At 46.8% G+C, this 20772-nt stretch carries 17 protein-coding genes and 1 tRNA gene; 11 read left to right on the top strand and 7 right to left on the bottom strand.

The annotated features are described in order from the left end of the window. Window positions 1–32 precede the first annotated feature (32 nt). Window positions 33–1991, top strand: a complete 1959-nt coding sequence (locus tag D2V93_RS14025; protein WP_119619830.1) for a BspA family leucine-rich repeat surface protein — start codon at window positions 33–35, stop codon at window positions 1989–1991. Window positions 1992–2628: 637 nt separating this feature from the next. Here D2V93_RS14025 and D2V93_RS14020 read toward each other — a convergent pair. Next, window positions 2629–3822, bottom strand: a complete 1194-nt coding sequence (locus D2V93_RS14020; RefSeq protein WP_119619829.1) for a DegT/DnrJ/EryC1/StrS family aminotransferase — start codon at window positions 3820–3822, stop codon at window positions 2629–2631. Between the two features lie 25 nt (window positions 3823–3847). Beyond that, complete coding sequence (locus D2V93_RS14015; RefSeq protein WP_119619828.1) at window positions 3848–4600, bottom strand: sulfite exporter TauE/SafE family protein; 753 nt, start codon at window positions 4598–4600, stop codon at window positions 3848–3850. A gap of 102 nt (window positions 4601–4702) precedes the next feature. On the opposite strand from D2V93_RS14015, the gene D2V93_RS14010 reads away from it, so the two are divergent. After that, a tRNA-Ser gene (locus D2V93_RS14010) sits at window positions 4703–4787 on the top strand. A 58-nt stretch (window positions 4788–4845) separates the two neighbouring features. On the opposite strand, the gene D2V93_RS14005 is transcribed toward D2V93_RS14010, so the two are convergent. Continuing rightward, the gene (locus tag D2V93_RS14005; RefSeq protein WP_119619827.1) at window positions 4846–6045 is read right to left on the bottom strand and encodes a TlpA family protein disulfide reductase; all 1200 of its coding nucleotides are present in this window, start codon (window positions 6043–6045) and stop codon (window positions 4846–4848) included. A 140-nt stretch (window positions 6046–6185) separates the two neighbouring features. Between D2V93_RS14005 and D2V93_RS14000 the strand changes: the two genes are divergently transcribed. Further along, entirely contained in the window at window positions 6186–6584 is a 399-nt protein-coding gene (locus tag D2V93_RS14000; RefSeq protein WP_119619826.1) for a DoxX family protein, read from the top strand. 49 nt (window positions 6585–6633) lie between these two features. After that, window positions 6634–6972 carry a tRNA-binding protein gene (locus D2V93_RS13995; protein ID WP_072882700.1) on the top strand — a complete coding sequence of 113 codons (339 nt, stop codon included), beginning with the start codon at window positions 6634–6636 and terminating at the stop codon, window positions 6970–6972. Between the two features lie 9 nt (window positions 6973–6981). Here D2V93_RS13995 and D2V93_RS13990 read toward each other — a convergent pair whose 3' ends face one another. Next, entirely contained in the window at window positions 6982–8466 is a 1485-nt protein-coding gene (locus D2V93_RS13990) for a potassium/proton antiporter (protein ID WP_119619825.1), read from the bottom strand. A gap of 356 nt (window positions 8467–8822) precedes the next feature. Between D2V93_RS13990 and D2V93_RS13985 the strand changes: the two genes are divergently transcribed. Beyond that, window positions 8823–9671, top strand: a complete 849-nt coding sequence (locus D2V93_RS13985) for a TolB-like translocation protein (protein WP_119619824.1) — start codon at window positions 8823–8825, stop codon at window positions 9669–9671. Between the two features lie 698 nt (window positions 9672–10369). Further along, window positions 10370–11014, top strand: a complete 645-nt coding sequence (locus tag D2V93_RS13980) for a response regulator (RefSeq protein ID WP_119619837.1) — start codon at window positions 10370–10372, stop codon at window positions 11012–11014. A gap of 75 nt (window positions 11015–11089) precedes the next feature. Here D2V93_RS13980 and dnaK read toward each other — a convergent pair whose 3' ends face one another. Further along, the gene (dnaK, locus tag D2V93_RS13975; RefSeq protein ID WP_072882692.1) at window positions 11090–13006 is read right to left on the bottom strand and encodes a molecular chaperone DnaK; all 1917 of its coding nucleotides are present in this window, start codon (window positions 13004–13006) and stop codon (window positions 11090–11092) included. A 220-nt stretch (window positions 13007–13226) separates the two neighbouring features. On the opposite strand from dnaK, the gene D2V93_RS13970 reads away from it, so the two are divergent. Beyond that, window positions 13227–14651: an L-serine ammonia-lyase gene (locus D2V93_RS13970; RefSeq protein ID WP_119619823.1), complete on the top strand. Its 1425-nt coding sequence runs from the start codon at window positions 13227–13229 to the stop codon at window positions 14649–14651. Here the strand turns inward: D2V93_RS13970 and D2V93_RS13965 are convergent. Beyond that, window positions 14648–15127, bottom strand: a complete 480-nt coding sequence (locus tag D2V93_RS13965) for a nuclear transport factor 2 family protein (protein WP_245978244.1) — start codon at window positions 15125–15127, stop codon at window positions 14648–14650. The two genes, D2V93_RS13970 and D2V93_RS13965, sit on opposite strands and share 4 nt — an antisense overlap. A 70-nt stretch (window positions 15128–15197) precedes the next feature. Between D2V93_RS13965 and panB the strand changes: the two genes are divergently transcribed. Both panB and D2V93_RS13955 read left to right on the top strand, forming a co-directional pair. Continuing rightward, the gene (panB, locus tag D2V93_RS13960; RefSeq protein WP_119619822.1) at window positions 15198–16016 is read left to right on the top strand and encodes a 3-methyl-2-oxobutanoate hydroxymethyltransferase; all 819 of its coding nucleotides are present in this window, start codon (window positions 15198–15200) and stop codon (window positions 16014–16016) included. 26 nt (window positions 16017–16042) lie between these two features. Continuing rightward, the gene (locus D2V93_RS13955; protein ID WP_119619835.1) at window positions 16043–16750 is read left to right on the top strand and encodes an RluA family pseudouridine synthase; all 708 of its coding nucleotides are present in this window, start codon (window positions 16043–16045) and stop codon (window positions 16748–16750) included. Here D2V93_RS13955 and D2V93_RS13950 read toward each other — a convergent pair. Further along, window positions 16740–18284, bottom strand: a complete 1545-nt coding sequence (locus D2V93_RS13950; RefSeq protein WP_072882685.1) for a hypothetical protein — start codon at window positions 18282–18284, stop codon at window positions 16740–16742. The two genes, D2V93_RS13955 and D2V93_RS13950, sit on opposite strands and share 11 nt — an antisense overlap. Before the next feature lie 146 nt (window positions 18285–18430). Here D2V93_RS13950 and D2V93_RS13945 point away from each other — a divergent pair, with 146 nt between their 5' ends. Beyond that, window positions 18431–19603, top strand: coding sequence for a 2-isopropylmalate synthase (locus tag D2V93_RS13945; protein WP_072882683.1), 1173 nt, complete (start codon window positions 18431–18433; stop codon window positions 19601–19603). Between the two features lie 49 nt (window positions 19604–19652). Next, the gene (gene leuB, locus D2V93_RS13940) at window positions 19653–20771 is read left to right on the top strand and encodes a 3-isopropylmalate dehydrogenase (protein ID WP_072882681.1); all 1119 of its coding nucleotides are present in this window, start codon (window positions 19653–19655) and stop codon (window positions 20769–20771) included. Window position 20772: the final 1 nt, after the last annotated feature.

The following is a 20772-nucleotide window of genomic DNA, read 5'->3' as shown; positions in this document are numbered from 1 at the left end:
CCTGATATTCACCGTAAAACAAAATTTTGATCATGAAAAACTACATCAAAAAATTAGGTGTTGCCATCCTCGCCATGGCCCTGGTATGGTCCTGCGGAAAAGATGACGGCCCGACACCGCCCAAGAACGCAATGCCCGTGATCGCGGCACAGGAGTTCAATGCCTTCGAGGGCATAAGCGACACCGAAGTGTTCGGTACGGTGGTCGCCACCGATGCGGACAAGGATGCCCTTACCTTCACCATCAAGACCAACGACAATGCCCTCTTCGAGATCACCGCTGGCGGGGAACTGTCCCTGGCCACGGGCAAGGCACTGGACTTCGCCACCAAGGCACAGCACACCATCACCGTGGAGGTGAGCGATGGGACCGACGCAGCATCGGCCACCATCACCATCAAGGTGGTCAAGGAGGGTACGGACCCCAACAACACCGCCCCGGTGATCGATGCACAGGAGTTCACCGTGGCCGAGGACATCACCGACACTGCGACCATAGGCACCGTGGTGGCCACCGACGTGGATGGCGATGCGCTGAGCTTTAACATTGTGACCAACGACACCGACCTTTTTATGATCAGTGGCACGGGTGTGCTTACCCTGGCCACGGGCAAGGCACTGGACTTTGAGACCAAGACCCAGCACAGCATCACCGTACGCGTGAGCGATGGCGACAGGACGGCCACCGCACAGATCACCATCAAGGTGACCAACGTGGTGGAGGATGGCGAAGTTGGTTTGGCAGACGACCCCGCTTCCTTTGTCACCACCTGGAAGACCACTGTTGCCAACCAGGAGATCGTTATTGGCACAGATGCCAATTATATCTATGACTATGCCATTGATTGGGGCGACGGTATTGTGGAACAGGTCGCCAGTGGCGACCCACAGGGCCACACCTATGCAGTGGCGGGTACCTATACGGTTGCCATCAAGGGAAGGTTCCCTACAATGCACTACATTGACGGCACCACCACACAAAGTAAACTGATGTCCATAGAACAGTGGGGAAGTATAGAATGGGAAAGTATGAGTGAAGCTTTTTCAAGTGCTTCTAACATGGTCTATAACGCCACGGACGTGCCCGACCTATCCCAAGTGACCGATATGGCCTACATGTTCAATGCTGCCACCTCCTTTGACGGGGACATCGGCGATTGGGACACCTCCAATGTGGGCAATATGGCAGGCATGTTCGCAGCGGCCACTTCCTTTAACGGGGACATCAGTGGTTGGGACATCAGTAGTGTTACCAGCATGCGGAGTATGTTCAGCAATGCCACTTCCTTTAACGTGGACATTGGTACTTGGGATACCTCCAGCGTGACCGATATGGGATTTATGTTCGCAGGGGCCACTTCTTTTAATCAGAATATAGGTGGTTGGAACACCTCCAGCGTGACCGATATGGGGTATATGTTCGCAGAGGCCACTTCTTTTAATCAGGACATTGGCAATTGGAATACCTCCAGCGTGACCGATATGGCATCCATGTTCTACGCGGCCAATGCTTTTGACCAAAACATTGAAAATTGGGATACATCCGGTGTTATAGTAATGGAAAGTATGTTCGAAAAAGCTACTTCCTTTAATCAGGAAATCGGTACTTGGGACACCTCCAGCGTGACAAACATGAGAAACATGTTCGCAGGGGCCACTTCCTTTAATGGCAGCATTACTGGTTGGGATACCTCCAATGTGACCAATATGAGCAATGTGTTCAACGGGGCAACGGCCTTCAATGGCATTATCGATTGGGACCTTACCAATGTGACCAATATGAGCGGCATGCTGAACAATTCGGGGATGACGGTCAGCACCTACAGTGCCACCTTGGCGGGTTGGTGGTTCAATGCCAATACGCCCGACAATTTAACGCTCGATGCGGCAGGCCTGACTGTTTGCGGCAATGTGGGGGGCGTGAATGCCTATACCAACCTTAGAGCGAACAAAGGGTGGACCATCAATGACGAAAGTAGCTCTTGCTTCTAAAGAATATCTTATTTTGACAAAGACCGGGAGGACCATAAGGTCCTCCCGGTTTTTTTATTTCCTGGTTACGTTATTGGGTTTACTGGGTTCTTCCGGTATTCGAGATGCTTGTCATTCTGAAAAAAACGGAGTGTTTGAAGAATCTGACCCAGAAAGGGATTCTTCGATTGTCTGACGTCAGAGGTCTGAACATTGATTCGTGAGTATTCGTGCAATTCGTGTCGAATTAGATACAAGAGTATGGACCCTAGAAAATAGACTTTGGTATTTGGTTATTCGATTACTCGATGATCGTCATACTTGTCATTTTGAAAACACGGAGCGTTTGAAGAATCCAATCCAAAACGGGATTATTGGATTGTTGGATTTACGTTAAGATGTCAGTTCGAGTTTTTTCCAAAGGAAAAAGTATTGAGGACCCCTTCTTTGTCCAAGGCGATTGAATGTTGGGTCATCGGAAGTTTGGGCTTGGTTTGAATGATTCGTCACATTTGTGTCCACTCCATAGGAAACACCCCTAAAGTTCCCTCAAGGGGACAGTTGGTGATGGTTAACCTACATACAACTTACTGGTTCAATGGAATTTGGAATTTCAAATTTGAAATTTGGTACTTGAGACTTGTACTTTTTTACCCAACTAGAGAACCTTTTTAATGGCCTCCACCATTCTTTTGGCCCTTTCCCCTACTTCTGCTTCGGTCCATCCCAGTTTGATCAAACAGGAAATGGTCCTGCCCATCCAATGGTCCGATTCCGAAAAGTCGGCTTTGGAATAGTCAGGAAGGCTTTCCCTCACCTCTTTCGGCAATTGGCCCAACGATTTCAGTTGGGTGAGATGCTCCCATTTTTTATAATAGTGCCAATTGTTGCTGTACCAATAGAAGCAACCGTCGACCCCATTCTCCCCAAGGGCTTTGTGTGCCTTCCGCGCCAATTCCTCCGTTGGAAGAAAGAAACTGAGGAAGGAATAGTTTTCCTCCCCTCCTTTGGGCACACTTCGAAACATAATTTCGGGAATTTGTGACAGGGCCTCCCTCAAAATGGAATAGTTTCTTTTTTGAATGGAAAGAAATTCGTCCAATCGGGAAAGTTGCGCCAAACCTACTGCAGCGTTCATCTCCGAAATCCTAAAATTGTATCCCAAAAAAGGATGTTGCTCCGCTCCCCTATCGTTTCCGATATGATCGTGGCCGTGATCGGAGTATTTGTGGGCATTTTCATAATAGGCCTCATGGTTGGTAATGATCGCCCCACCTTCCCCACAGGTAATGGTTTTTACATAATCAAAGGAAAAACAGCCGAGGTCGCCATAGCTTCCCAAGGGTTTTCCTTGATAGCTTCCCCCGATGGCCTGACAAGCGTCTTCCAAAAGCAGCAGGCCGTATCTATCACAAATCTCCTTCAATGCTTTCAAATTGGCCATAGAACCGCACATGTGCACGGGCATCACTACTTTGGTGTGTGGTCCGATGGCCTTTTCCACCGCAGTGGGGTCTAAGGTAAGTGTATCATCAATGTCCACAAGGATAGGCACGGCCCCCAATGCCAAAATGGACTCGAAACTGGCCACAAAGGTGAATGTGGGCATGATCACCTCGTCCCCTGCCCCCACTCCGGCACTGGCCAGGGCCACTGTCAAGGCCGCAGTTCCACTGCTCACCAAATGCACATGTTGGGCCTGCATACGCTTGGCGAGGGCGGCCTCCAACTCCTTGGCCTTCCAATGTCCGTTGCGCATACCATCAAATCCGTAGCGCATCAGCACTCCCGAATCCAATACATCCTGCACTTCTTTTCTTTCCTTGTCCCCAAAAAGTTCAAATCCCGGCATTCCTTCTATTCAATTTTAATTTGACTTAAAAAAACCACAGCTTTATGGCCATGATCACTACGGCAACCACCAAAAAGGTCTTGATGAAGCCATCTCCCCGTTTTACCGAAAAACGACTTGCCACCCAGGCTCCCGATCCGTTGCCAATGGCCAAAATTAACCCGATTTTCCAATTGACCTTATCGTGAAATACAAATACGGCCAATGCCGCCAACATATAGATAAATACGACCGTTACTTTGGTGGCATTGGACCGTACAAGGTTCATTCGGTTAACGTAGTGCGTGAACAGCATCATCAGAAAGCCAAGTCCAGCGTTGATGAATCCCCCATATATCCCAAAACCAAAAAAAACGATCAGACTGATCCAAAGATATTTCCCCGTAAGGCGTTCCTGCATATCCTCCAACCTCATTTTGGGCTTAAAAATAATGATTAGCACCACGGCCAGCATCACCATCGCCAATATCCTATTAAAGGTCTCCCCATTGATGTCCACCGCTATCCAAGCTCCTAATATGGAGCCTAAGAAAGCGGAAATACCCAAATACACATTAAAAGGAAATGTGGAAATGCCCTTGCTCTTAAATCCAGCCGTGGCCATGGCCGTTTGGATGACGATGGCCACCCGATTGGTACCATTGGCCACCGCGGCGGGAAGTCCCAAAAAGATGAGTGTCGGCAACGAAAGTAGGGAACCCCCACCCGCTATAGTATTGATAAAACCAACAGCAAATCCAACGGCAACAAGAAGCAAATAATGATACCATTCCAACATGGGGCAAAAGTACAGGCAATAGTTGAATTCTTGCGCGATTAAAAAATAAAATGCTTTGGTTTTTCACAGAAGGAAAAAGCTTTATATATTTGCACCCGCTTAGGAGGAATGGCAGAGTGGTCGAATGCGGCAGTCTTGAAAACTGTTGAGGGTCACACCTCCGGGGGTTCGAATCCCTCTTCCTCCGCTTAATAATGTGAAAAGCCCCTTTTTTTGGGGCTTTTGTTTTTTAGGTGGCAGCCCGTTCATTCCTTTACAAGTCCGACCATATAGCTCTCCACAAATTGGATGAGTTCTTCTCCATGTAAATTTTTGGCCAGCACCCTCCCCTCCCCGTCCAGTAGAAAGTTGGCCGGAATGGTTTTCAAACGCAGGGCATCCATCAACGGATTTTGGTCACCCAACAAATGGGAGGCGTGCAGCCATCTGTCTGCCCCGTCACGTTCCATGGCATTTACCCATGCCTTTTCACTGCTCTCCAGTCCATACGCCAGAATTTGAAAATGATTGGATTGGTACTTTTCCCAAAGTGGCAGTAGCACACTTCTGTTCTCAATTCGGCAGGGGGCACACCAAGAGGCCCAAACATCTAGAAGAAGTAGTTTCTTTCCTTTCAACACTTCATCCAAAAGCAAGGTTTCCCCATTTTTCATGGGAAATTCCAATTGTGGCATCATATCTCCTTGCAATATGGGCAATTTGTCCTTCTCCGCTTTAAGGCCTATTTCCCGCACCCAGGAATGTTCTGGGTATAATGTGCCCCATTCTTGGGCCTGTCCATAGAAGAATTCGGCAACCCGCTCATAATCCCCTTCGGGACTCACCCATCTGATGGCCAACAATGCGGGCAGCATCTCTTCGGTACCATTTGCAAACTCCATCAGCTCTGCCTGGTAATTGAACAGCATTTTTTCTCGGTCCAACAAAGCCTCATCCGAGTCACTGACCCTTGAAGAATTTTCCATATAGCGCTCAAAAGCCCGTATTCTCAAATCCCGAAGCCGTAAAATCTCCTCATTTGCGTTTGATGGGGATTCCATGGACAAACTGGCTTGAAACCTATCGATACCAGCCTTTATTTTTATTTGATCCCCGGACTCCCACACCAAAGGGAAATAATTGTCGGTACGGGGATCTTCGTTCTGCAGCAGATTGGCGTAACCCTCTCCTTTTTTTTGGACTGCCAATTCCAATAAAGACGGGTTTTCTATATCAGGTAACCCTTGGAAACCAAAATAGCCATCCTTGCCCACCTCGGCCGAATCCAAAACACGGCCTACAAAACTTTGTCCCACCTCGCTCCACTTCCCAGGTTGGATAAGATAAACCTTGGGTTGCCATTCACTCCCGTCCGAAAGGTCCAACGTACCCGAAATCACGTGGGGTTTAGAGCAGCCGACCATCAGAGCGACTATGGGAAGTAATAGAAAAAATACGCCTCTCATTCTGTAAAATTAATGAATTACGGGTTGTTTTAACCAAGCTCATTTTTTAGAAAAACCGACAAATCGTCCATTTAAATTACAATAAAGTTATTTGAGGGCTTGTTTGACGACCAATCGGGGTAGTCAAACACAACTTCATCATGAAAACCAAACAAATTGTCTTTGTCCTGCTCCGGATCGTTCCGGCAATCATTCTATTACAGACTCTTTATTTTAAGTTTTCGGCAGCCCCTGAATCAGTGTTCATTTTTGAAACATTGGGACTGGAACCTTATGGACGTATCGGGCTGGGGATTGTGGAGCTTATTACTGCCGTGCTCCTCCTTGTTCCCCGGACCACTTGGATAGGCGCGCTTTTGGGAATAGGAATCATGGCAGGTGCCCTTTTCTCCCATATCACCACGCTTGGGGTGGTCGTTCAGGATGATGGTGGGACCTTGTTCATCATGGCCCTCATCACTTTTTTGTGTTGCTTGGCTCTGGCCTGGACACAGCGTGACCAGATTCCCCTGTTCAAAGATAATCTGCACAAATCATAGGGGCTTTGTCAAATTGAGGTTATTTTTAATCCCTCAAAAAAAAAATACAATGGCTGAAAATTTGACCTGGGGCGATTTTATGAAAGTAGAAATGGTGGTGGGTACCATCCTATCGGCCGAAACGTTTGAAGAAGTACGGAACCCTGCCTACAAAATGCTCATTGACTTTGGCCCTTTGGGCCAGAAAAAGACCTCTGCACAGATCACCAAACTTTACAAACCCGAAGAACTGATTGGGAAACAAGTAGTGGCCGTGGTCAACTTTCCCCCGAAACAGATTGCCAACATGATGAGCGAATGTCTAGTGTTGGGCGGTGTGGGCAATCAAGGAGAAGTGACCCTGATTCAACCCGAAAGACGAGTGGAAAACGGTACTCGGATCGGTTAATGGACAACCTTATCCTTCGGTCACATTGGCTCCCGACAAGGATAAGGATTCATAGACCTTCTCCAAGATCTCGGGCTTGTCCGTGAGTACCACCAACCTGTCATTGGCTTCCAACACTGTGGAACCATTCGGGGTCAGGTAATTTCCATCGCGTTCTATCATGGCGATAATGGCCTTCTTAGGAAAGTTTAGGTTAACGATTTTCAACCCGACAGTGGGACAACCCTCTCTTATAGTAATTTCCTTCATAATGGCCTTGGGATGTTCCGTGAGAAGCTCATCCGTGGGAGATAACGGTTTTACATTTTCCGGCAGGCCCACATGGAGCCATTTGGCCACTAGGGACAATGTACTGCCCTGTATGAGCACAGAGGTCAGCGACACAAAGAACACAATGTTGAACATCATGTTGGCCTTTTCTATGCCTGCCAAGAGCGGATAGGTGGCAAAAACGATGGGCACGGCACCCCTCAACCCTACCCAGGAAATATAGAACCTGCGCCTTAACTTCATGCGGAAGGGCAACAAAGAAATGAGCACTGCCACTGGACGGGCCACAAAAATCAAAAAGAGGGAGATCAACAGCCCTATTCCTATAAAAGGCACAATCTGGGAAGGAAAGACCAATAGGCCCAATGTCAAGAAGAGGGCTATCTGCATCAGCCAGGCCAGACCATCGAACATCCGCATGATGGTTTTTTTGTGTATGAGGTTCTGGTTCCCCAGATATACCGAACAGATGTATATGGCCAAAAATCCGTTGCCTCCCACAAAGTCGGTCGCCGAAAACGTTATGAACATCAGGGCAATGGTCAGTACGGGATAAAGTCCCTCAAAATCCAACTGGATACGGTTGATGATGATCTTACTGAACTTGCCGAAGAGAAACCCTGCAACTCCACCGATCACCATTTGCATAAAAAACAGGGGTAAAATGGAAAGGATACTTTTCTCCGGCTCTTGCACCAATGACAGGAAAGCAATGGTCAGTACATAGGCCATGGGGTCGTTACTCCCGCTCTCCAGCTCCAATGTCGGTCTCAGGTTCTTTTTAAGGGCCAGGTTCTTTCCCCGCAGTATGGAAAACACCGCTGCAGCATCCGTGGAGGAAACAATGGCGCCCAATAATAAACTTTCATATAGTCCAAAATCGGTTATCACATACACAAAATAGCCCAGCCCCACGGCCGTGAGCAAAACTCCCAAAGTGGATAGGGCAATCCCTTCCTTGAGTACGGGCTTCACCGATTGCCAGTTGGTGTCCAGTCCTCCCGAAAACAGGATGAAGTTCAAGGAGACCACGCCCACAAACTGTGCAATCTTGGGATTGTCAAAATAAATGCCGCCTATACCGTCCGATCCTGCCAACATCCCTATCGTCAAGAACAGCAAGAGGGTGGGAACCCCAAAACGATAACTGGTCTTACCGGCAATGATACTGATCAAGAGCAGTACAGAGCCAATAAGGATAATGTTCTCTATGGTAATGCTCATACGTTCAGAATGGTTTCGTTCATAATCTCAGGACAGTGGTTGAAAAATGTACCAAGCTATTCTTTTTTGGCGTTTATTGAGATGCGAAGTTAACCGAATTTGCCCAATCTATGGACAGAACACCTTTCGCTTATGGCTTAAAATCCATTTCTTTCAAGTCTTGTTTTCCGTCGCTCATCGGTACAAAAAGTTCGTTAATCAGTATCATAGAGCTGATTTTATTGTTAAATGGTTAAAATTTATTCGATGAAATACACTTTTTAGTCGTTAAAAGTGAAAACCTATGAAAAATTGATAAGTATTTCCTTGGTTTCTTTTTGATCTTTGTCATGTATTAACCCCCAAATCTATACATCATGACACAATCTACAATTTACAGCCTACTTGTTTCAGGAATGATTCTTGCCACCCAAAGCTCTTTTGGACAAATGGCAAAAGAAATGATAGATGAGAACATAAACGGAGGTGTTTCCACCGTAGATGGTTATGTGCCATCCATGTCCGTCACCAAGGATGGAAAAACAGCCTACTTCAGCAAGGCCACCTATCAGAAACCACTATATGGTGTGTTCTCCAAAAAAGAATTGGTACACGAAATCTACCGCACGGAATATATCAACGGTAAATGGACCAATATCACCAAAATGGAAGTATGCCCGCAGCACTACTCCGCCAAGCACCCTACCGTATCCGATGATGGAAAACGACTGTTCTTTGCATCGAACATGAAAGGCAGTTATGGAAAATATGACATTTATGTGGCCGACATCAACAAAGATGGCAATCTTGGGGTCTCCAAGAACCTGGGGCCAAAAGTGAACACCAAAGAGGACGAACTCTACCCTAGCATCTACAACGGCACCTTGCTATTCTTCGCTTCCGAAGGACGTGACGGTTATGGCGGATTGGACCTGTATGCCACCCAAGTGGTACAGAACACCCTCACTCCCTCCGTCAATCTAGGGAACCACATCAACAGCGACAGTGATGACTATGCCATCCAACTGAGCCCAGAAAAGAAATTGGGACTAGTGGTGTCCAACAGGGGCTATAACAATACCGTCTCACAATATACAGTGGCCTACGGGCGCACTGAAAAACAAGATGACTACAAGGACATTGCCCAAAGGGACATTGATCTGCAAACGGCAATGAACGTAGGGTCCGAATACAAATACACCGATACCTCCTTCGAGGACAAATAATATGAAAATATAATAACTAAAAATCGGTCAACTACCTGGTAAAGTGTCATATGATGCGTTTCATAGCCGAGATTTCGAAACACTCATGACCATGATAAGAAAGACAGGGGGAACTGACAGTCTATCATAGAAAGCGGGTTGTATTATTTCAATCTGACCGATTTTTTCACCAAGAATAGGATGCTCTCAAAAGCATCCTATTTTTTTTGTATATACTTCTGATATACAGTTAATTGATTTTTAAAAAGCATACAAATCAACCTGCTTCTGGGTGACTACGGGAAGTGGCAATAAGTGCATTTGAACGAAAAACACTACAAAAAATTCTATCCGATACAAAAAAATTTTACTTTAACTCTTGAAATAATACAATCCCAAATCTATTAGTCATGAAAAAAAACTACAACTCTCGGAAAAAAGGCATCCCCAAACCTCATTTGGATCCTCTTTTTTAAGAAGATAACCTACCTCTTCTAAACTTTATTTTTTGACCTGATCCCTTGGATCGCACCCGGATTGAAAGTCCAGGAATAGGTCTGTATTGCACATGTTCTTGGTCGTCCAAGAGCTTGAACCTGCATATTGTACCCCTTTCCAACCCTTTCAGACTGTGGAACGGGCTTTTTTTGCCCTATCGCAAACCTTTTAAATTCAAAGAAAATGTAATAGTTATCAATCCCCCCCAAATCTTTCTTATCATGAAAACTAACATCTTAAAAATTGCCATCATCGACAACGATGAGGCACTCGACCCTATTTATCGGCTTTATTTCAGTGAAAATGTTGAGTATGAACTCCATGGAGTCTACAAATCGGTGCAGGGGCTACTGTCCAGTTTTGGCCGTTCGTATCCCGATATCATCATTTGTGAGGCACAGCTCAACGGTATCTCCGGAATAGACGGCCTAGATTACTTTCTACGAAAAAATGAAGACCTAAAAGTACTGATGATGAGTAAAAAAAATGATTTCAAACTCATCAAGGAAGCCTTTAAAAAAGGGGCTTCGGGTTATCTCATCAAACCATTGACCAAGGAAAGGCTCTTCAATGCCTTGGAGGCCCTGCACCTGCATGGTGTGGCCCTGGAGCACGATGTGGCCAAAAAAATCATCAACTCGTTCCAGACCAAGAGTTTTGACTCGTTTTCCCGAAAGGAAAACCAGATCATAGAACTGCTCACCCAAGGTTTTACCTACAAGATGATCGCCGATAGACTTTGTGTTACACCCAGTGCCGTAAATTTCCACATCCAGAACATTTACGTCAAACTGAATGTGAACTCCAAATCAGAGGCATTGCAAAAGCTAAAGGAAATAGAGATACGACAGCTCAATGCGGCTTAACTCTGTTTTTTAGCTAAAACAAAAAGGCCCCGACATAAATGTCGGGGCCTTTTTGTTATTAAGATGTGGGGATGATCACTTCACTTCCTCGAAGTCAACATCTTCCACATTATCGCCTTCTTTGGCTCCTGTTGCTCCGCTCTCCGTGCCCGCAGAAGCTCCTGCTGCACCGTTTGCCTGTGCCGCATCAGCTTGGGCCTTGTACATTTCCTCGGAAGCGACTTTCCAGGCTTCATTGATCTTGTTCAACGCAGGTTCAATGACCGCCAAATCCTTGCTCTCATAAGCCTTTTTCAATTCTTCCAATGCATCCTCGATTGGCTTTTTCTTGTCATCGGACAATTTATCACCAAACTCTTTCAATTGCTTTTCGGTCTGGAATATCATTCCATCGGCCTCGTTCAACTTATCGGCAGTTTCCTTCGCTTTTTTGTCCGCTTCGGCATTGGCCTCGGCTTCCGCCTTCATCTTTTTGATCTCTTCCTCGGTCAAGCCGGAAGACGCCTCGATACGGATATCCTGGGTCTTGTTCGTGGCTTTGTCCGTTGCAGAAACCTTGATGATACCATTGGCATCGATATCGAAGGTCACCTCGATCTGAGGGGTACCTCTTGGTGCTGGTGGAATACCGTCCAAGTGGAACCTACCAATGGTTTTATTGTCAGCGGCCATAGGGCGTTCCCCTTGCAACACATGGATCTCAACCGAAGGCTGGTTATCCGCCGCAGTGGAGAATACTTGTGACTTCTTGGTCGGGATGGTCGTGTTGGACTCGATCAATTTGGTCATTACACCGCCCATGGTCTCGATACCCAAAGAAAGTGGGGTAACGTCCAACAAGAGTACATCCTTCACATCCCCGGTCAATACACCTCCTTGGATAGCGGCACCTACGGCCACTACCTCATCTGGGTTCACCCCTTTGGATGGTTTTTTGCCGAAGAATTTCTCAACCGCTTCCTGTACCGCAGGAATACGGGTGGAACCTCCTACCAAGATAATCTCATCGATATCGCTTTTGGAAAGTCCTGCAGATTTCAATGCAGTCTCACAGGGAGCGATGGTCCTTTTCACCAAATCTTCGATCAATTGCTCAAACTTGGCCCTTGACAAGGTTCTCACCAAGTGCTTGGGTCCTGAAGCCGTAGCCGTCACATAAGGCAAGTTGATCTCTGTTTGTGCGGAAGATGACAATTCGATTTTTGCCTTTTCGGCAGCTTCCCGCAAACGCTGAAGGGCCATAGGGTCTTTTCGAAGGTCCATATCCTCATCTTTCTTGAACTCCTCTGCCAACCAATCGATGATCTTTTGGTCCACATCGTCACCACCCAAGTGGGTATCCCCATCTGTGGCCAGTACCTCGAACACACCATCCCCCAATTCAAGAATGGAAACGTCGTGCGTACCTCCACCAAAGTCGAATACCACAATTTTTTGGTCCTTGTCCTTTTTGTCCAGACCGTAGGCCAAAGAGGCGGCGGTCGGCTCATTGATGATTCGCTCCACAGTCAGTCCGGCAATCTCTCCGGCTTCCTTGGTGGCTTGACGTTGCGAATCGTTAAAATATGCTGGAACGGTGATGACCGCTCTGGTCACATCTTGCCCCAAGTAATCCTCGGCGGTTTTCTTCATTTTCTGAAGAATCATGGCCGAAAGCTCTTGTGGTGTGTACAAACGACCGTCGATATCCACCCTAGGGGTGTCGTTGTCGCCTTTTACCACTTTGTAAGGGACTCTATCCGCTTCCTTTTGCGATTCTGAGTACTTGTTTCCCATGAATCGCTTAATGGAATAAATTGTTTTGTGAGGATTGGTCACCGCTTGTCTTTTAGCTGGGTCACCTACCTTGATCTCTCCGCCTTCCACAAAGGCGATCATGGATGGGGTCGTGCGCTTACCTTCGGCATTTGGAATCACCACAGGTTCGTTTCCTTCCATTACAGAGACACAGGAGTTGGTCGTACCCAAGTCTATACCTATAATTTTGCTCATCGTATCTAAAAGTTATATCTGTTTAAAAATGTTTTTTTGTCCTTGGTCATGAAATGTCAATGATTATGCCATGGGCAAGAATATGACAAGGTGTCAGCTAATTGAACTTTCACGATTAAAAACACCTAGACCATTCTACCTAAAATATGGGTTCCCTTGGTCGGATATTCTCCCATTATATCACATTAGGTTCCTATATTTGAAACCGCAATCGTTACCTATGGAATGTATCAGTGTGTTTGACATGCTCAAGATCGGGGTGGGACCTTCGAGTTCGCATACCCTTGGCCCTTGGCGTGCAGCGGAACGTTGGATCGGTGAACTCAAGGAGCAACAGCTTTTTGATAACGTACAGACCGTTTCCGTTTCCCTTTATGGCTCCCTCTCCCTGACCGGAAAAGGGCATGCCACCGACATCGCCGTAGTCATGGGACTGTTGGGCACCGACCCACAGATCGTTCCAATTGACAGTATTTCAGGAAGTATTGACAGGGTAAAGGCGGAAAACCTTCTGAATCTTTCCGGTGAACGGAACATTCCTTTCGATTTTGGAAAGGATATCGTTTTCAAAAAGGAGTTTCTGCCCTTCCACGCCAACGGCATCCAGTTCCGGGCACAATTAACAGATGGCACATCGGTTTCGGAAACCTATTATTCCATAGGTGGTGGTTTTGTGGTGAAGGAAGAACTCATCCATTCCAAGGAGAACAAAGAAACGTTCCAGACCTTCCCCTACCCAGTAACGACGGGCAGTGAATTGCTCCACTTCTGCGAATCGGAAAATAAATCCATTTCAGAGATTGTGCTGATGAACGAACGCTCACTACGAACAGATGCTGAAATAGATGAAGGCCTCCAACGCATCTGGGACACCATGCTGGAAAGCATGTTTGTGGGCTGCCATACCGAAGGGAAATTGCCCGGAGGCCTGAACGTGAAGAGAAGGGCCTTTGAAATGCACCAAAAACTCAAGGGGGACATCCCCTACTCCAATCCGCAGGAATGGCTGGAAAGTATTCGGGAAACAGAGGTAAAGTTCCGACAGATCATCAAATGGGTGAGTTGTTTTGCCTTGAGTGTCAACGAAGTGAATGCTTCCCTAGGCCGGGTGGTCACCGCCCCCACCAACGGGAGTGCCGGTGTAATACCTGCCGTGTTGATGTACTATATGGTCATTGAAAACCACGACGCCAACTTTGATGATGTCCGACAGTTTCTTCTGGTAGCCAGTGAAGTGGGCAGTATTTTTAAGAAGGGTGCCACCATATCCGCTGCCATGGGAGGATGCCAGGCAGAGATTGGGGTGTCATCGGCCATGGCCGCTGCCGGGTTGACCGAACTCATGGGCGGGACCCCCGAACAGGTGCTTATGGCGGCCGAGATTGCCATGGAACACCACTTGGGGCTTACATGTGACCCCATTGGGGGATTGGTGCAGGTGCCCTGCATCGAACGGAACGCCATGGGGGCCATCAAGGCCATCAATGCGGCGGAACTTGCGCTGGACGGTGACCCCAAAGAGGCCAAAGTGCCCCTGGATAAGGTGGTCAATACCATGTGGGAGACCGCAAAGGACATGAGCTCCAAATACAAGGAAACTTCCGAGGGAGGTTTGGCCGTAGGGGTGTTTTTGAGTGATTGTTAGTCCAAACAACCTTCCTTACCTCTGGTATCGATAAGGTAAATGATTTTCCATTCCCCATCAAAATTGACAAGTTGGAACGAATTGATACCGCAATGGCTGAAATTCCCATTGAGCCAAAACTCATACCCTACCCATGCATTGGCCATGGTGCGATCCACTTGGATGGAAAATGAAGTCAGCTTTTCTTCAAACCGAATACTATCGGGAATGCTGACAATTGAATTGATGAACTTTGAAAATTCCTCAGTCCGAAACATGGTCTTTCCCGCAGGGTTTCTTCCCGTGGTCTGTAGTACCACTTGATCGGCGACAGTAGAATTGATGATAGTGGAATCTTGTTTGTGAAAGCCCTCAAAAAAGGTCTCGATCACTCTCTTCACCTCTTCTTTCGAGCTTGCATCGGAGGCATCGGATACTTGGGCCCGTACGGAAACACCCAAAATCAATAGTGTCATGAAACAGAACAACTTTCCCATTCGTTAAGTTTTTTGATTGAAGTCCAAATTAAACAAATCTGCTTACATTTAACCGCTAAAGAAGAACATAATGTCTGTTGTAAAAAAAGAATACAAAAGAATCACGGTGAAGTCCTTGGTGGAAATGAAACAGAACGGCGAGAAGATCAGTATGCTCACTGCTTATGACTATTCCATGGCAAAAATCGTGGATGCGGCCAACATTGATGCCATTTTGGTGGGCGACTCCGCCAGCAATGTCATGGCAGGCCATGAGACAACCCTCCCCATCACCTTGGACCAAATGATCTACCATGCGTCTTCCGTGGTCCGGGCCGCAAAAAGAGCTTTGGTGGTCGTGGACATTCCATTCGGCAGCTATCAAAGCGATTCCAAGGAAGCATTGCGTTCGGCCATCCGAATCATGAAGGAAAGTGGCGCCCATGCGATCAAGGTGGAAGGTGGCAGTGAGATCAAGGAATCCGTTGGCCGTATTCTTCAAGCTGGCATACCCGTGATGGGACACTTGGGTCTTACCCCACAATCCATCTATAAATTTGGGACCTATACCGTCAGGGCCAAAGAGGAAGAAGAAGCCCAAAAACTGAAAGATGACGCCAAACTGCTCGAAGAACTGGGGTGTTTTGCCATTGTTCTGGAAAAAATTCCCGCCAAACTGGCCAAGGAGGTCGCGGAAAGTGTATCCATCCCCATCATCGGCATTGGTGCAGGAGGCCATGTGGACGGACAGGTCCTGGTCGTGCACGACATGCTGGGCATGACCCACGAATTCCACCCGAGGTTCCTGAGACGCTATCTCAATCTTTATGACGAGATGAGCAATGCCATATCCCAATATGTGGCCGATGTGAAAAGTAAGGATTTTCCCAACGATGAAGAATCGTATTGATTCAATGTTCAATTAACAAAAAACAATTGGCAGAAAAAATACCGCACTCCACATCATCAAATCTACAAGTCCTCTTTGAGGACAACCATCTCATTGTAATCAATAAAAGAGTCGGCGATATTGTCCAAGGCGACAAGACCGGAGATTCGCCCTTGAGCGATGTCGTAAAAGAATACCTCAAGGAAAAATACAACAAACCGGGCAATGTGTATCTGGGCGTGGTGCACCGACTGGACCGACCCACATCGGGCATTGTCCTATTTGCCAAGACCTCCAAAGCTCTGCCCCGATTGAACAAGCTGTTTTCCGAAGGAAAGACCAAAAAAATATACTGGGCCGTTGTGGACAATGCTCCACCGGATGAAAGCGGGGTCCTAACCCATTGGCTGGTCCGCAATCCCAAGCAGAACAAATCCTATGCGCATGCGCAAGAGGTCCCGGACAGCAAAAAGGCCGTTTTAGAATATAAACTCCTAAAAAAACTGAATCGATATTTTCTTCTGGAGATAGATTTAAAAACGGGAAGACACCATCAAATACGGGCACAATTGGCTGCCCTGGGATGCCACATCAAAGGAGATCTGAAGTACGGGGCAGATCGAAGCAACAAAGACGGGGGCATACACCTGCATGCCCGATATCTGGAATTGGAACACCCCGTAAAAAAGGAAATGATGCAGTTTACGGCCCCTTTACCCCCCGACCCAGTTTGGGATGCCTGTACTAACGGGTGATGGCCAGTGCTTTTTCGCGGATGATCTGCCCTACGGGTTTGTTCTCCAGATGGCTTTCGAGCCAAGAAAGGATATCCAAATAAAGGAAGGCCCTTTTCTCATACGGGTGGTTCTCGTATTTTTTCAACTCGTTGTAGAGTTTTTGGAACTCGTTCCGCAATTCGTGCGGATAGATTTCCCCTAATCCCCTCAAGAATTTGATCATTTCTTTCTGAACCGCATGCAAATCGTTCATTTTCAACAAGAACTTGTAGGTACTCTTTAACTGAACTTCCAAATGGTAGTCCATCCCCGCTTCATAGTGGGCCACCAAACTCAATACCCGGGCAAAACACATGAGGTCTTCGCGCATTTTGAGGTTCTTGTTGGATATGATTTTTTTGAGGTAAACAATGCAGCTCTTATTGTCCCCATTTCCAAAATACAGACAGGCGATTTTGTAGTAGAGTAGCATAATGTGGTGCTCGTCTATCCGCTCGCCATGCTTTTTGATACCGTACTCAATGATGTTCACCAAATATAGCCCTTTATCAAAAGTCCCTTCCAAAAAGTGGAGGTTCAGCTTGTTCGTGTTGATGTACAAAAAGGCCAATGAAGCGATATTGTCATTTTGGGGAAATTCCGGACTTTCCACTTGATGTTCCAACCTATCCAAGGTTTCCCGGAATTGGGAGGCGTACTTTACAAAAAAGAGGGATTCCAAAAGATAATGGTTCCCCTTCAGGAAGAATACGGGATTCAAAGGGATCATGGTTTCGTTCTCATAGAAAAGGTCCACCCACTTGCTGGCATATCTATAGGCGGACAAAAAGTCCTGCGTCAACAAGCTGTACCACAAATATGCTTTGTAGAGCCATAATTTTTCCCGGAATCCGAGTTTATCCAGGTCATAGGCGGGCAAATGGGTCTCAAAATAGGTCTTAACCGTGTTGAGATCCTCATCGCTACGCACATAGCCCACTTTCAGCATCATACCATACAGTTGAAGGGACAAGTTGGACAGCTTGCTGGTCATGACATTATGGGCGGAAAGTTCCTTGGCCTGAATGGCCAGCTCATCTGCCCTGTCAGGGATACTTCTCGTAATGTATTGTGTTTCAATGACCTTTTCCAGTTCTACAATCTCGTAGGCCACATTTTTCTCTTCATTTTCGATGGCAAAACTTTTCGCCTTGTCCAAAATCTTCAAGCTTTGCTTGTAAAGCCCTTTTTGATAGAGTATGGTGGCAAAGTCCAACTGTTCCCTGATCTGAATGCGTACATTCTGGTTTACGGGATTCAACCGAAGGCTTACCAATATCTGTTTGTACAAATGCGCCTTCAGGTTGGAAAGTTGTGCCTTGGTGACAATACCACTATCCAAAATTTGGTGTTCATCATACTTCCGCATTTTGTCCAACAGGTTAAAAAGAGCCAAAAACTTCGCATCCGTGTTGACCCCCAAACGGCCAACATAGAGTTTGAATTGACGCTTTTCCGATTTGGACAGCGATTTTATCAACACAAACAACGCATCCTTATGGGCATTTGTCATCGTAAAAAATATAATTTAAAGTGTTGTTTTACAGTTTTTTAAGTTATCCCTACTGCTATTTAACGTTGTAACAGGCACCGGCCTACTTTTATTTTTCGTCCTCTCTTCTCTATTTTCGTATGTCTCAGTATAAACAGATTGGAATAATGGGTAAAGATAAGGTACAAATTTTTGATACGACACTTAGGGATGGAGAACAAGTTCCAGGATGTAAGTTGGACACGGAGCAAAAATTGGTCATTGCCAAACGGTTGGATGAACTAGGAGTGGATGTGATCGAGGCTGGCTTCCCAATATCAAGTCCCGGGGATTTCAAATCCGTCCACGAAATTGCAAAATTGGTACAAAATGCAACGGTCTGTGGATTGACCCGCGCCGTCAAAAAAGACATCGAAGTGGCCGCCGAGGCCATCAAAATAGCAAAAAAACCTAGAATACATACGGGAATCGGAACCTCTGATTCGCACATCAAGTACAAATTCAACTCTACCCAGGACAAAATCATCGAGCGTGCTGTAGAAGCCGTGTCCTATGCAAAATCCTTTGTGGAGGACGTGGAGTTCTATGCGGAAGATGCTGGACGTACGGACAATGAATTTTTGGCCCGGGTATGCGAGGCCGTCATCAAGGCTGGTGCCACCGTGCTCAACATCCCTGACACCACTGGGTATTGTTTGCCAGAAGAATATGGGGCCAAAATGAAGTATTTGAAGGAAAATGTAAAGGGTATTGACAGGGCCATTCTTTCTTGCCACTGCCATAACGACCTTGGCCTTGCCACCGCGAATTCCATTGCCGGCGTAATCAACGGAGCAAGGCAGATTGAGTGTACCATCAACGGTATTGGGGAACGTGCGGGGAACACCTCTTTGGAAGAAGTAGTGATGATCTTGAGACAACACCCTTATTTGAACCTCGATACCAACATCAACAGTAAGCTGTTGTGGGACACCAGCCGAATGGTTTCCCAGAAAATGGGTATGCCCGTGCAGCCCAATAAGGCCATTGTTGGGGCCAATGCATTTGCCCACAGTTCCGGCATACACCAAGATGGGGTGATCAAACAACGTGAGACCTATGAGATCATAGACCCCAAAGATGTGGGCGTCAATGAATCTTCCATTGTGTTGACCGCAAGGAGCGGACGTGCCGCACTGGCCTACCGCGCCAAAAAAGTAGGCTATGAACTCACCAAAGTTCAACTGGACTCTGTTTACGAAAACTTCTTGAAGTTTGCGGACCGCAAAAAGGAAATCTTGGACGAGGACATCCACCAAATCATTGAGACCAGTAACATCCGCATACAGAGTATTGCTTAATTTTCAATAGTCTGCCCTCTTCAAAATACAACTTGTTTAAGGCTTCCATATGAATTTGAATATAGCTTTGTTACCTGGTGATGGTGTTGGACCCGAAGTGTTGGCCCAGGCGGTGAAATGTTTACAGGCCGTTGAAGAAACCTTCAACCACCAGTTCATTTTCAGGGAGGCCCTAGTCGGTGCAGCCGCCATCGACAAAAAAGGCAGGCCGCTGCCCCAGAGCACCTTGAAATTGTGCCAAGAGGCCGATGCCGTACTTTTCGGTGCCATAGGCGACCCCAAATATGACAATGATCCCGAAGCTAAAGTAAGACCAGAGCAAGGTTTATTGGAACTGCGCAAAAGTCTTGGCCTGTTCGCCAATATCAGGCCCGTGCTGTCCCACCCCAGCCTTTTGGGCAAATCCCCATTGAAAAAGGAGATTGTTTCCGGGACCGATTTTGTGATTTTCCGTGAACTGACCGGGGGAATCTATTTTGGTGAGAAAAAATTAAACGAGGAAGGTACCGTTGCCTCCGACCTTTGTGAATATTCCGAAACAGAAATCAGCCGTATCGCTCACTTGGCCTTCAAGGCAGCGAAGAGCAGAAAAAAGAAGGTGACCCTAGTAGACAAGGCCAACGTTCTGGAATCGTCCAGACTTTGGCGTAAGGTCGTGACCCGTATCGGAGAAAGTTACCCCGAGGTCGCCCTCGATTTCTTGTTTGTGGACAATGCTGCCATGCAGTTGGTCCTAAACCCTACCCAGTTCGATGTCATCCTAACCGAGAACATGTTCGGGGACATCCTTTCCGATGAGGGGAGTGTCATTGGAGGTTCCATCGGGTTGTTGGCATCCGCTTCCATTGGGGATGAAAACGCCCTTTTTGAACCCATCCACGGCTCTTACCCGCAAGCTAAAGGGAAAAATGTGGCCAACCCTATCGCTTCCATTCTTTCCGCAGCAATGCTATTGGAACATTTTGGGCTCATGGAAGAGGCCATGGCCATCAAACTGGCTGTGGACAAGTCCTTGCGAAAAGGCATCGTGACCCCTGACATTAAATCCAAGAGCCAATTCGGCACCCAACAGGTCGGTGATTATATCGCCCATAGCATTGTGGATATCGAGGACAATTTCAGTGTGAACGATGAAAACATCGATTTGGGCAAGTCCACGATTATTTGAT

Source organism: Flagellimonas taeanensis (genome assembly GCF_003584105.1).
Classification (GTDB): Bacteria; Bacteroidota; Bacteroidia; order Flavobacteriales; family Flavobacteriaceae; genus Flagellimonas; species Flagellimonas taeanensis.
The sequence above is the reverse complement of the archived record's forward strand: the minus strand, read 5'-3'. Positions and strand labels throughout refer to the sequence as shown.

What these genes read in the sequence shown, in the direction of transcription:
- panB (WP_119619822.1), top strand. Translation starts at nt 15,198, where the DNA reads ATGTCTGTTGTAAAAAAAGAATACAAAAGAATCACGGTGAAGTCCTTG.
- D2V93_RS13965 (WP_245978244.1), bottom strand. Translation starts at nt 15,127, where the DNA reads ATGGGAAAGTTGTTCTGTTTCATGACACTATTGATTTTGGGTGTTTCC.
- D2V93_RS13945 (WP_072882683.1), top strand. Translation starts at nt 18,431, where the DNA reads ATGGGTAAAGATAAGGTACAAATTTTTGATACGACACTTAGGGATGGA.
- D2V93_RS14015 (WP_119619828.1), bottom strand. Translation starts at nt 4,600, where the DNA reads ATGTTGGAATGGTATCATTATTTGCTTCTTGTTGCCGTTGGATTTGCT.
- D2V93_RS13970 (WP_119619823.1), top strand. Translation starts at nt 13,227, where the DNA reads ATGGAATGTATCAGTGTGTTTGACATGCTCAAGATCGGGGTGGGACCT.
- D2V93_RS13990 (WP_119619825.1), bottom strand. Translation starts at nt 8,466, where the DNA reads ATGAGCATTACCATAGAGAACATTATCCTTATTGGCTCTGTACTGCTC.
- D2V93_RS13995 (WP_072882700.1), top strand. Translation starts at nt 6,634, where the DNA reads ATGGCTGAAAATTTGACCTGGGGCGATTTTATGAAAGTAGAAATGGTG.
- D2V93_RS14005 (WP_119619827.1), bottom strand. Translation starts at nt 6,045, where the DNA reads ATGAGAGGCGTATTTTTTCTATTACTTCCCATAGTCGCTCTGATGGTC.
- D2V93_RS14020 (WP_119619829.1), bottom strand. Translation starts at nt 3,822, where the DNA reads ATGCCGGGATTTGAACTTTTTGGGGACAAGGAAAGAAAAGAAGTGCAG.
- D2V93_RS14000 (WP_119619826.1), top strand. Translation starts at nt 6,186, where the DNA reads ATGAAAACCAAACAAATTGTCTTTGTCCTGCTCCGGATCGTTCCGGCA.
- leuB (WP_072882681.1), top strand. Translation starts at nt 19,653, where the DNA reads ATGAATTTGAATATAGCTTTGTTACCTGGTGATGGTGTTGGACCCGAA.
- D2V93_RS13950 (WP_072882685.1), bottom strand. Translation starts at nt 18,284, where the DNA reads ATGACAAATGCCCATAAGGATGCGTTGTTTGTGTTGATAAAATCGCTG.
- D2V93_RS13980 (WP_119619837.1), top strand. Translation starts at nt 10,370, where the DNA reads ATGAAAACTAACATCTTAAAAATTGCCATCATCGACAACGATGAGGCA.
- D2V93_RS13985 (WP_119619824.1), top strand. Translation starts at nt 8,823, where the DNA reads ATGACACAATCTACAATTTACAGCCTACTTGTTTCAGGAATGATTCTT.
- D2V93_RS14025 (WP_119619830.1), top strand. Translation starts at nt 33, where the DNA reads ATGAAAAACTACATCAAAAAATTAGGTGTTGCCATCCTCGCCATGGCC.
- dnaK (WP_072882692.1), bottom strand. Translation starts at nt 13,006, where the DNA reads ATGAGCAAAATTATAGGTATAGACTTGGGTACGACCAACTCCTGTGTC.